Raw genomic sequence first — 11,927 nt, 5'->3', positions numbered from 1 at the left:
ATGAAGAGAAAAATATTTAGTTTTGTCGCTGATATGAATTGTAACCAGTTAATCCAATTACATAAAGCCTATGCGTAAATTACACACCATGCTGCAGGCGCTGATTTTACTCTTGCTCACTGCAGGAGTATTTGTTGGCTGCCGGAAAGGGGAAGATGACCCCTGGCTGACATTCCGAGGCCGGAAGGCTCGGATGGTCGGTAAATGGTCTGTTACCAGTGGAATGGTATCGCGTGGCGCAACGTTTACTGCCGATAATGGAAATCAGGTAGTGGGCACTGCGACCTCACGGTATTCAGAGAAGCGGGTTGAACAGACCAATTATTATTCCACTCCTCAGGGGGACAAAACCTGGACGGTTGCCGGAGATTTCTCAGGCAGCGTTGAAATTTTCCGTGATGGGACCTATCAAATGACCCACACCGAGATTTTCAAAGCAGACGGTGCTACTCCTGAAGTGAACAACAGTGCCGTTGTTAAAGGCTACTGGTCGTTCACCGGTGGAGCGAACGATACCCGCAAGCGCGAGCAGCTTCTGCTCCAGCAAGTGACGGTAGTACCCTCCGCAGGTTCCGGTTCTGTGAACAACAATCCGGTACCCAGCGCTCTCTACAACATTCGTCAGTTGAAGCACAAAGAAATCGTTCTGGAATATTCCAACGATTCCAGCGATGCCCTCGACACTCGTCGTGAAGAATGGACCTGGAGCCTCGTTGACTAATTTGTACCCTCAATCATGTTAAACCAATTGAAACCACAATATCCGATGAAAAAAGGACTTAGACCTGATTTCAAGGGGACGATGAAGTTCTTCGCCGTTCTCCTGTTAATCACTGCAGCCCTCCCGCTGCAAGCCGCAAAGTACTACTGGGTGGGCGGTTCCGGAAACTGGACCGACCTTAGCCACTGGGTAAGCACCTCAGGTGGAACCAAGCAGTATCTCACTCTCCCCGGAAAGTACGATGATGTTATCTTCGACGCCAACTCCGGCTTTACCTCCACCAGCAATGTCGTTACACTTGACTCTACAGGTCACTGTAAAAACATGGACTGGTCTGCCGCTACCAACACTCCCGTATTCACTGATGTAAATGCAGGTTATTTCCTGTATGTTACCGGTAATATGAATCTGGTATCCGGTATGACCTTTGATATTAATACCGTACAAATCGAAGATCTCGACATGTGGCCTTCCTACATTGAGGAGCGCTTCCGTACCATTAATACAAACGGTGTAACTTTCAATGCCAACCTCATTCTGACTGGTGATGATCACCTTCAGTTCCTGGGTAACCTGGATCTGGCTGGTAATGACCTGTTCCTGAATGCCAATTATTCCATTGATGCACGCAACATCACAGTAACCTGCCGCAACCTGTTTGCCAATGGTAACGCTGAAGTTGATTTCAGAAACGCCACTCTGGTATGTACTGAAGCCATGACGATCAACAATGCTAATTCCTGGTACATGGACGGTTCTTCCGTAACTGTAAGCGCTGGTATTTCTGCTCCATTCTGGACTGAGTGGAACAACCTGACCGTTTCCGGTTCTCCTGCCGATGCAGCTCAGAATGTAAATGTTTACCTTCCCGGTGCCAGCATCAACAACTTCACCATTAACATGGCTTCTACCTGGACTGGTAACATGAATGTAAGCACTGACTGGCCAGGTACAAATGCCCGTCACTTTAATGTTTCTGTTGCCAATGCTTCCAATAACCTCCATTTCGATGGTGACTGGAGTGTGTACAGCACTGCCAACATCAGCGCAACTGCCGGTAAAATTTACTTTGACAATGGTAGCTTTGATGCAACCAACAGCGACTCCACTACAATCGGTGCCGGTACCAACCTGTTCATCGCTCCAGGTGAGTCTGTAGGTTCTTCCAGGTTCATTCTGAATGGTACTGCTACTGACACAGTACGCGTACACTCCACTCAGGATGGTAACTCTGCTTCCTTCTACGCTACTTCCGGCTATCATTGCTTTGATTTCGTTTCCTTCAAGGACATCGATGCTACTAACGGTAATAACCTGAATGCTCCTGTTGCTTCTGACAAAGGAAACAACTCCGGTATTACTTTTGCCGCTACTTGTGGTGACACAGTAGAAGTGTTCGTAACCAACGATCCTTCCAGCCTGTCCATTTGTACTGGTACTCAGTTTACCATCACTTACTCCTACTACGGTGCAACTCTTTCTCCTTCCAACTTCTTCCTCCTCGAGCGTTCTGATGATGAAGGAAACTGGGTAGGTGATATCATTGATGCTAAGAATGACAGCGTTCTGGGTAATACCGTGTACAATGGTACTTTCACCATGAACATGTCTTCTCTGAACTACAATGCTTCTAAGAACTATCGTTTCCGTGTTCGTGCTACGGATCTTCCCGGTTCCGGTTATTCCGTTGCCAACCCGACCAATGTTGCTCTGGGTTATTCCCCATACGCCAGCTTCTCTGTAGGTTTCCAGAATGTGGTTCCCGGTCAGGTAGTTTTCGAAGGCTGGGATTTTGATGGTCTGCCTCCGTTCACCTTCTCTTACACTGATGGTACTTCCATCATCAATTCTACTACAAACGAAATGTCTGTAAGAGAATACACTACCTCCGTTTCTGACAAATCCTACTCTATCCTGAATGTATACAATACCTGCGGTATTGGTAGCTACGGTGGTGGATACGATGTTGACATGAGCAACGGTTACCAGAATGAGGCTCCTTCCGCTACTTTGTTTGGTGATACTACCATCTGCCGCGAATACTTCGGTGGTAATGACTATGTAAATGTATGGGCCATGATCAGCAATGTTGATGATCCTTCTGATTACGATATTTACTACGAAGAGTCAGAAAATGGTAACTACAATAACATCAACATGAGCGATTTCGCTGACTTCGTAAATGAGTATCCTAACGAAAGCCTCGTTGCCTTCAAGCCTTTGTTCATTCAGAATGAGAATACCGGTGGTTTCTTTGATAATGTTTCTGGTTTGATCCACGATGTTATCAATGCCCGTCCTCGTGCCAATCTTAGCCTGGCTCCGAATCAGCAGACTACCATCTGCCAGGGTTCTTCTACCATGCTGCAGGTTGACTTCGAAAAAGGTAATGCTCCCTGGGATCTTACTTACGATGCAGGTGGTTCCCCAATCACTGTAAACGGTATCACTGCCAATCCTTACTTCCTGACTGTATCTCCTTACTCTGATATCACTTACGATATGAATACCCTGTTTGCCAGCGTAACTTCCGGAACTTGTTCCAGCGAACTGTATGCAAACAACGGTAACGTAACTGTGAACGTTCAGACTCCTGCTACTGTTTCTCTGTTGTCCGGTGATTCTGCTATCACTTATTGCACAAGCACCAACGCAGGTGATACTTTCAAACTGGAAATCGACATCCAGGGTGGTCAGGCTCCTTACTCTGTGAGCATGTTCGATGGTACGAATAACTTCGCCATCTCCAACCTGAGCGGTGCTGACACAGTATTGATTCCGTTGTTCCCAAGCGCTACTACCACTTACACCATCACTGGTATCTCTTCCGGCGGTGTTTGTCCTTCCGGTCTGGTTAACGCTGTACCTGTTGTAGCTACTGTAACCTCTTTCACCTCCCTCAATGCTACATTGAGCGGTACTCAGGCTATTTGCGCTATGACTCCTGCTACCCTGACTCTGGCTGTTAATGGTTCTTTCCCTGCTACCCTGGTTGTTAACCATGGCGGTATGATGGACACCATCAGCGGTATCATGAGCAGTCCGTACCATTTCTATGTAGCTCCTACCACTAACACTACTTACAGCATTGTAAGCATTAAGAATAAGTGTGGAGCTGGTTCTGGTACTGGTACTGCTACCGTTACAGTGAATAATCTTCCTGTAAATGCTGCTTTCAACGTTATTCCTCAGGGTAACAATACTTACCGTTTCGTTAATACTTCCGTAGGTGCTACTAGCTACACCTGGAACTTCGGTGATGGTACAGTATTCACTACTACTACTGCGGATACTACTCACACTTACGCTAATGCCGGTATCTATCAGGTAACCCTGACTGCCAGCAACCAGTGTAACATTCAGAATGCTACACAGACTGTATCTAACGCTGTTGCAGTAGATAACGCTCTGGAAGCTGCTGAAATCCGTGTGTATCCGAATCCGTCCAACGGTTTGTTCAATCTGGAAGTTGCCGGTGTTGATCAGTCTGTAAACGTGTCCATCGAAAACATTCAGGGTCAGGTTGTATATCAGAACGTAGTAAATGGTAATGGTCGTGTGGAACTGAATATTCAGAACCAGGCTGCCGGTATCTACATGCTGCACCTGAGTACTGAACAGGGCCGTGTTGTTCGTAAACTGATCGTTCAGTAATTGTTGGGTTAATCTAAAACACAAGTAAAGAAGATGAATAAGTATTTCATAAGATTGGCTCTGACAGCAATTGCAGTTACAGCCTTCATCGGGTGCAGAAAAGAGGATAAATCCGCTCTCTCTCCCGTTGTAATCTCCAAGCAAACTACCACTGTAGATGATACCGTGGAAGTGATTGACGAAACCAATTGGGTTCACTACACCGTTAATGTTGTCCCCGGTGGCAACGCTACAGGTGGTGGTCACAAAGTTGCCGGTATCTCCGGTGCTGAAGTTACCTGTGCCGTAAGTGGTAAGAAAATCACTGTTGTAACTGGTCCGGATGGCCAGGCTGTGTTCAACAAACTGAGCCGCGGTAACGTAACCGTTACAGTTCGTGCTCAGGATCACACTACCCTGTCCTACACCGTAACCCTCAACACTGACGACGATTTCGTTGACATGCCGTTCATCAACGGTCAGCGTTACGCTTCTACCATGGTTGTTCTGTTCCCCACCGCTGGTGCCGGTACTGCTACAATCTCTGGTCGTGCTTATGCTGATCTGAACCAAATGGTTGCCGGAAATGAGGCTGTTGCCGGTATCAAGGTAACAGCTGTAATGGAAGACGGTGCCCAGTTGCGCAACTTCGTTAACCATGAGCCCGATGTTCCGGGTAATGTGTTGAATGTTATGTACGAAAACATGGTGTCTACTGGTAATACCAACAACACTGGCGATTACAGCCTGTCTGTACCCGCTACTGGTAAACCCCTTACTTACCGTGTATTCGGTGATGATTTCGCTACTGATGTAATCACTGGTCCTACTACTATCGAAAGAATTGTGTTCTCTCACGGTTCCAAATTCGTAGATGTAGTTTCCAATGTTACCAAAGTGGTAGATCTGAACTACTAAGAGATTGTTATCAATCTAGACAAAAGGCCGCTGGAAACAGCGGCCTTTTTGTTTTTTATATGGTCTGAGCTGCTTTCTGATAGGGTTATGCCAGATTGAATTTCGACCTTGGCTTTGTTTCATCGTGTCATACCCATTTTTTGATTCAAAATGGCAGGTGCCCATTTGTTTCTCCTCAGTATTATTTCCAATTTTGTTTGATGAAATCAGGAATTCCTTCTACCCATTTACAGTTTTTCCACGATTTTACCCGTTATCAGGGCAAAGTCAGGGATGTCTATAACCTGAAAGATACCGTTCTGGTTATGGTGGCCACCGACAGGATTTCTGCATTTGATGTGATTTTGCCCAATACCATTCCCTTCAAGGGGCAGGTGTTAAATCAGCTTGCTGCTTATTTTCTGGAAGCGACGGAAAGTATTATGCCCAATCATCTGCTCCTTGTTCCGGATCCCAATGTGAGTCTTTGTCTGGCTTGTAAACCCTTGCCCGTTGAGTTTGTGGTGAGGGGGTATTTATGCGGCCATGCCTGGCGTGAATATCAGGCAGGAAAGCGTGTGATATGCGGGGCTACACTGCCAGATGGGCTCGTTGAAAATCAACAATTGCCAGAGCCTATTCTGACCCCCACAACCAAATCTGCCATCGGGCATGATCTCGATATCTCTCCGGATGAGATTATTCGTTCCGGGTTGCTGGATGCAGAAACCTGGCATCAGGCCAGCCACTTTGCCCTGCTCTTGTTTGCCAAAGGCCAGGAAATGGCTCAGGAAAGAGGGTTGCTCCTGGCCGATACCAAATATGAATTTGGTATTTTCGAGGAAGAACTTCATTTGATTGATGAAATTCACACACCGGATTCTTCTCGCTATTTTGTGGCGGAAAATTATTCCCTGAATTTCCCGGAAGGTCGTCCCGTAGGTCAGTTGTCGAAGGAGTTTGTCCGGGAATGGCTGATGCAGCAGGGTTTTATGGGTAAGGACGGACAAACTCCGCCTGTTATGCCGGATGCTTTTGTGGAAGAAGTCAGCAGCCGCTACATTCAGCTATATGAAACCATGACCGGGCGGAAGTTTCAAAAAGCGGATTACGCCGAGGTCGAAAGTCGCATTCAGCAAAATGTAAATGAGGGACTCAAAAAACTGGGCGTCTATTCCGCATAATTTTTGATAATTTTAGACCGGAAACACATTATGAAATATCAGGCTGACTTACAGGAAAAATATGTAGTGCTTACACTACTGGAGGAGAAACTTGACTCCCGGATTGCACCCAAACTCAAGAGTGAATTTTTGGTGCATAATGCCGAGGGCGTACGCAACATTATTCTGGATTTAAATGCTGTCAAATACGCCGACAGCAGCGGACTCAGTGCTATTCTGATTGGCCATCGCCTGTGTCAGAATAACAAGGGCATCATGATTCTTACCGGAATTCAGGAGCAGGTTGAAAAACTGATTACCATCTCCCGCCTGGATGAAGTCCTAAATGTGTTGCCCACACAGCAGGAAGCAGTGGAGGCGATCTTTCTCAATGAACTGGAAGGTGATTTTCTGGATGAGGAGGAAGGCGTGGATGATGAATTTCTGGAAGAAGAAATTGATGATTTGGATGAGGTCGAGGACTGGGAAGAGGATAAATCCGAATTCGATGAGCGGGAGGAATTTTAATCCCCCTCGCACGCTATGTTTGAATTAACCATTCTGGGGAGCAGTTCTGCTACGCCGGCATTTAAACGCCACCTTAGCGCCCAGTTGGTTTCACACAACGATCGTTTATTTCTGATTGATTGCGGAGAGGGAACCCAGTTTCAGCTCCTGCGGTACAAGGTTCGGATTCAGCGCCTTGATGCTATCTTTATTTCTCATCTTCATGGAGACCATATTTTTGGTCTTCCCGGATTATTGTGTACCCTTGGAAATCATGAGCGCACCCGCCCTCTGACTCTGGTATGCCCGGAAGGTTTGCCCGAAATGTTGTCCCGGATTTTTCAGTATTCCGACACCCGCCTGAAGTTTGATATCGAGTTTGTGGAACTGAAGGAAAAGGAATCCCGGGTCGTGTTTGAGAACAATGGTCTTGAGGTGGAAACTATTCCCCTGCGACACCGGGTCTATTGCAACGGATTTCTGTTTCGGGAGAAAAAACGACCCGGAAAATTTGAAACTATTCAGGCTATGGAGGATGGGATTCCCCGTCAGTATTTTCATCTGCTTAAACAAGGAAATGATATTGAACTGGATGGCAGGGTGATTCATGCATCCGACTATCTGGGTGCTTCACCCAAAAGGTACGCATATGCCTATTGCTCCGATACGCGATATATGGATACTCTGGCCCAACAGGTTCAGGATGTGGATTTGTTGTATCACGAAGCCACCTTTATGGAGGATTTGAAGCATAAGGCCGAATCTACATTTCATTCCACTGCCCATGAGGCTGCATTGGTGGCCAGGAAGGCAGGGGCCCAGAAACTGGTTATTGGTCATTTCTCCGCCCGATATTCTGATTTGTCACCACTGCTTCAGGAAGCACGGATGGTTTTCCCGGAAACTTATCTGGCCGAAGAAGGTGTTCCTGTTAAAATCAAATAGTATGGAAACTCCCAGGGCCAGAATTCTCTTCGTTTTTTTAGGTGCCATTTTTGTGGCCAATGCCCTGCTGGCAGAATTTATCGGAGTAAAAATCTTTTCCCTGGAGCAGACCCTCGGAATTCCTGAAGCTGATTTTTCCCTGTTCGGTAAGGATCACCTCTCCTTCAATATGACCGCAGGGGTACTGCTGTGGCCGGTGGTGTTTATCATGACCGATATCATTAATGAGTATTACGGAATAAAAGGGGTTCGGTTTTTATCCTGGCTGGCGGCCGGAATGATTGTGTATTCCTTTTTAATGGTCTGGCTGTCCATTCATCTGACTCCTGCTGGTTTCTGGTCGGGTTCCGCTACAGGTAAAGGTATTCCCGATATGCAGGCTGCCTTTTCCGGAATATTTGGGCAGGGGCTCTGGATAATCATCGGTTCCCTCACGGCTTTCCTGATTGGTCAGATTGCCGATGTGCTGGTATTTCACCGGATCAAAAAAATGACGGGAGATAAATGGATTTGGATGCGCGCTACCGGTTCTACCCTGGTATCCCAGTTGGTGGATAGCTTTGTGGTTTTGTTTGTGGCTTTTTATCTCGGAGCAGACTGGGAACTATCGCTGGTGCTGGCAATTGGACTGGTTAATTACCTCTATAAATTTATGGTAGCGGTGTTGCTGACTCCTGTACTATATGGGGCTCATGTCCTGATAGATCGTTATCTGGGCGCTGATTTGTCGCGGCAGATGCAGCAGGATGCTCATCCTTTCTCAGCATAGGAATCAGTTTCCACGCAATCCAGATGGCCAGCAGGCTGAATCCCGATGCCATCCAGCCTACCCGGGCATAATCTTCCATTTTCCCTTCTGCTGTTTCGGTTATCATTGCTCCTGCTATCCAGGCAGCAGCTCCCGATGCGCTTTGTTGGAGAGAGGCCAGCAGACTCATAAATGTGCCCCGCAGCCTCGGTTCAACGGTCTGGGTTATCATGGAAATAACCGGAATCAGCCTTGCCGACAATAGAGCCATAAACACAGTGGTGATGACCAGTATCCACCCCATGGCCATGGGCTGAAGATCGGTGAGTATCAGAATGGGAATTACGGATAAAGGGGTTGCCCAGGCAAACACCCGGAATGCGCCATACCGGTCGGTCAGCCGTCCCGAAAGATTGCTGGCGCCAAAGGTGAATAAACCTCCGGTGAGGTATATGAGAAACAGCTGGTCTTCCCGCACACCGCAGTTGCTGACCAGATATGGGCTGATATAAGGAATGATGGAAAATCCAGCCAGCATCATAATCATCATAAGCAGAAAGGCCATTCGTGCTCCCGGGGTCTGGATTACTTCCCGAATTCTGGGCCAGGCCTGGGGGCGTTTGCCTTCCTGAATATGGATTACCATATCGGGCAAAACTTTCCAGGCTATGCCCAGCACTGGCAGACAGGTGATGGCGAGTAGGAAAAACGGACCATGCCAGTCGGTTCTTTCTGCAATCCATAAGCCGGAAGGTACGCCTACAACAGAGGCAAGGGAAAAAGCGGAAAGCACCAGGCCAGTGGCTCTGCCCCTTCGCTCAAGAGGAATATAATCTCCAATGATGGAAAGGGTGAGTGCTGAAAGAATACCTCCGAATGCTCCGGCCAGAATACGCGCTGTCAGAAAAGGCCAGTATCCTCCTGCCAGGGCGCATAGAAGCGTGCTGATTCCAAAACCCAGAAAGAGGCCGGTCAGCGCCCGTTTTCGGTTAAAGCGATCGAGGAAGAAGGAAGAGAGAATACCGGAAATGGCAGCGCTGAAGGTGTAGGCAGAAACAAGAAAGCCAAATTCCTGAGTGCCGATATGGAAATCCCGCATGAGTTTGGGCCCCAGAGGCATCAGGACAACAAAATCCACGATATGGGTAAACTGCACAGACAACAGGATAAACAAAAGCCAGTTTTCTGTTTTCCGGCTGAACTCGGCATTTTTCATGATGCAAAGGTACGGGATTCCGGTTTGCCGGGGCAGGGTATCGATTCCGGTGCATCCCAGAAGTTTCTCCGGTGCGTCCCGGGAATTATCGGACGGATTCCATCCACAAATGCCTTTCCAAAATCCCGGGAAAAAGCGACTGGGGTTGAAACAAGGTATCCGTACTACGCAGGTGCAACTGCTGACCAGTCATGTCCATTACCGAATATATGTGATGCCCTGTGTATAGATTCCTGCCGTTCAGGTACCAGTTTTCGGTGGCCGACAAGGGAAATCCGCTGATTCGAAGGGTGCCGTCCAGGGAAAACTGCCAGATGGTTTCGCTGAAATAGGGCTCCATGGAGTCAATCGGATAATTATTGTTCAGCAGGTATTCGCTCACCTTTAACAACCGCCAACTGCCCGTCAGGCTGTCAGCCAAAGCGGGAAGATTTAATGAAAGGGTTCGTGCTGTGCGTGCTTCCCTGTCTCTGAAACGAGTGGTCAGGGTGACGGTGAATATTCCCGGGGCATCATACTGGTGTCGGGGATTCTTCTCCCGGCTGGAATGCCCGTCTCCAAAATCCCAGTAAAACGACTCGCCTTCGGAGGAACAGTTGGAAAATACGACGGGCTGATTAAAGAGCAGGGGCAAATCATCGGGTCTCTCCTGCTGGGTAAACCCAAAACAACTCTCTGGCTTCTGGCCACAGGAACAAACCATCAGAAAAACAGCGAGTATGCCGGCCAACATTATCCATTTGGTTGTTTCCTCTGATGAGTAAGGAATTTTCATCCGTGTAGGGCGTAAAGAAATCTCATGACCTGTTTTGCAGGATAAAGATAGTAAAAAGGTAGACTACTCTTTCACCCGGGAGATTGGGGCTACTCACCAGCCCGGTCTGGCTACCGAATGGGGCTTGTTATTCTTCAGATTCCTTGGTGACCAGAGAGATCAGGATGGAGCCTGAGAGCACCACCAGAATGACCGCCAGAGACAACCACGCCGGAATATGAATCTCAAACCCAATGTCCACAATGGATTTTGCCCAAGGCTCATTTAGCAGAGTAAGCACCATTTTGGATCCAATAAACATCAGGATAAAGGAAAGGCCCCTCTGCAGGTACCGGAATTTATCCATGATATCGGCGAGCAGGAAGAACATAGCCCTAAGTCCCATTACCGCAAACACATTGGAAGTGTAGACAATGAAGGGGTTCTGGGTTATGGCAAATACAGCAGGAATGGAGTCCAGGGCAAAAATCAGGTCGGTGGTTTCAATTAACAGAATGACCAGAAAGAGAGGGGTGAAGAATCGTTTTCCATCGTTCCGGCGAATCACAAACTGACCATTTCGGTTTTCGTCTGTGAAGGGCAGAAACCGTTTGGCGAAGCGTAATACGGGTGATTCTGCCGGGTCAAAATTATCTTCCTTCTCATTCAGCATCTTATAGCCTGTACCAATGAGGATGGCACCGAAGATGTACAGGATGAAGTGAAAGTGGCTGACGATCTGCCAGGCTACAGTAATGAAGGTTCCCCGCATAACCAGTGCCCCCAGGATGCCCCAAAACAGAATCTTGTGATAGTACTTTTCATCGACCTTAAAATATCTCAGGATGACCAGGATGATGAAAATATTATCTACCGATAGCGCCCATTCCATGAGGTAGGCGGTGATATAGTCTATGGTGTTTTTGGAACGGATAGCCGGTGTATCTCCGTCAAAGAACCAGATGAGGATGCCAAAACTCAGGGAGAGGGCTACCCAGAAAATGGTCTGGAACAGTGCGGACCGGGTGGATGTTTTTTCGGCCTTGTTGTGGAGAATACCCAGGTCGAAGGCGAGAAACCCCAGAACGAGAACGGCGAAAATAATCATCAACCAGTTTTCGGTCGAGAGTGCGGAAAGATCAAAAATACCCATGCCTGCGAGGCTGTTTAAAAAGTTACGCAAATTAAAGGATTTTAACGGTACGGGGGGGAAGGAGTTATGGTGTATGGGTAATCTCATCCGTATGCGTCATACCCCGGTTTTTGTGTGCGTTATACCCCGATTTCGGTATGCGTCATACCCCGGATTGGGTATGCGTCATACCCTGGATTTGGTATGCGTC

General features: G+C 47.6%; 9 protein-coding genes and 1 pseudogene. 7 read left to right on the top strand and 3 right to left on the bottom strand.

From position 1 onward, the window contains the following. Window positions 1-70: 70 nt before the first annotated feature. From LC115_05230 to LC115_05200, 7 genes and pseudogenes are all read left to right on the top strand, one after another. Complete coding sequence (locus LC115_05230; protein MCZ2356082.1) at window positions 71-721, top strand: hypothetical protein; 651 nt, start codon at window positions 71-73, stop codon at window positions 719-721. Between the two features lie 15 nt (window positions 722-736). Further along, complete coding sequence (locus tag LC115_05225) at window positions 737-4,375, top strand: T9SS type A sorting domain-containing protein (protein MCZ2356081.1); 3,639 nt, start codon at window positions 737-739, stop codon at window positions 4,373-4,375. Between the two features lie 33 nt (window positions 4,376-4,408). Next, window positions 4,409-5,272: a hypothetical protein gene (locus LC115_05220; protein MCZ2356080.1), complete on the top strand. Its 864-nt coding sequence runs from the start codon at window positions 4,409-4,411 to the stop codon at window positions 5,270-5,272. A gap of 200 nt (window positions 5,273-5,472) precedes the next feature. Beyond that, a complete protein-coding gene (locus LC115_05215; protein MCZ2356079.1) occupies window positions 5,473-6,435 on the top strand; it encodes a phosphoribosylaminoimidazolesuccinocarboxamide synthase in 963 nt (320 codons plus the stop codon). Window positions 6,436-6,465: 30 nt separating this feature from the next. Continuing rightward, window positions 6,466-6,840 (top strand): annotated as a pseudogene (locus tag LC115_05210) (STAS domain-containing protein). Window positions 6,841-6,957: 117 nt separating this feature from the next. Next, window positions 6,958-7,866: a ribonuclease Z gene (locus tag LC115_05205; GenBank protein MCZ2356078.1), complete on the top strand. Its 909-nt coding sequence runs from the start codon at window positions 6,958-6,960 to the stop codon at window positions 7,864-7,866. 1 nt (window position 7,867) lies between these two features. Continuing rightward, window positions 7,868-8,635 carry a queuosine precursor transporter gene (locus LC115_05200; GenBank protein MCZ2356077.1) on the top strand — a complete coding sequence of 256 codons (768 nt, stop codon included), beginning with the start codon at window positions 7,868-7,870 and terminating at the stop codon, window positions 8,633-8,635. Here the strand turns inward: LC115_05200 and LC115_05195 are convergent. From LC115_05195 to LC115_05185, 3 genes are all read right to left on the bottom strand, one after another. Next, window positions 8,517-9,830 (bottom strand): MFS transporter, encoded by a 1,314-nt coding sequence (locus LC115_05195; protein ID MCZ2356076.1) that lies wholly within the window; start codon window positions 9,828-9,830, stop codon window positions 8,517-8,519. The genes LC115_05200 and LC115_05195 overlap by 119 nt on opposite strands. Window positions 9,831-9,915: 85 nt before the next feature. Further along, window positions 9,916-10,605: a PKD domain-containing protein gene (locus tag LC115_05190; protein MCZ2356075.1), complete on the bottom strand. Its 690-nt coding sequence runs from the start codon at window positions 10,603-10,605 to the stop codon at window positions 9,916-9,918. Window positions 10,606-10,732: 127 nt separating this feature from the next. Beyond that, window positions 10,733-11,767, bottom strand: a complete 1,035-nt coding sequence (locus LC115_05185; GenBank protein ID MCZ2356074.1) for a TerC family protein — start codon at window positions 11,765-11,767, stop codon at window positions 10,733-10,735. Window positions 11,768-11,927: the final 160 nt, after the last annotated feature.

It is taken from the genome of Bacteroidia bacterium (genome assembly GCA_026932145.1).
Classification (GTDB): domain Bacteria; phylum Bacteroidota; class Bacteroidia; order J057; family JAIXKT01; genus JAIXKT01.
The sequence above is the reverse complement of the archived record's forward strand: the minus strand, read 5'-3'. Positions and strand labels throughout refer to the sequence as shown.

What these genes read in the sequence shown, in the direction of transcription:
- LC115_05205 (MCZ2356078.1), top strand. Translation starts at nt 6,958, where the DNA reads ATGTTTGAATTAACCATTCTGGGGAGCAGTTCTGCTACGCCGGCATTT.
- LC115_05225 (MCZ2356081.1), top strand. Translation starts at nt 737, where the DNA reads ATGTTAAACCAATTGAAACCACAATATCCGATGAAAAAAGGACTTAGA.
- LC115_05195 (MCZ2356076.1), bottom strand. Translation starts at nt 9,830, where the DNA reads ATGAAAAATGCCGAGTTCAGCCGGAAAACAGAAAACTGGCTTTTGTTT.
- LC115_05230 (MCZ2356082.1), top strand. Translation starts at nt 71, where the DNA reads ATGCGTAAATTACACACCATGCTGCAGGCGCTGATTTTACTCTTGCTC.
- LC115_05190 (MCZ2356075.1), bottom strand. Translation starts at nt 10,605, where the DNA reads ATGAAAATTCCTTACTCATCAGAGGAAACAACCAAATGGATAATGTTG.
- LC115_05200 (MCZ2356077.1), top strand. Translation starts at nt 7,868, where the DNA reads ATGGAAACTCCCAGGGCCAGAATTCTCTTCGTTTTTTTAGGTGCCATT.
- LC115_05215 (MCZ2356079.1), top strand. Translation starts at nt 5,473, where the DNA reads ATGAAATCAGGAATTCCTTCTACCCATTTACAGTTTTTCCACGATTTT.
- LC115_05220 (MCZ2356080.1), top strand. Translation starts at nt 4,409, where the DNA reads ATGAATAAGTATTTCATAAGATTGGCTCTGACAGCAATTGCAGTTACA.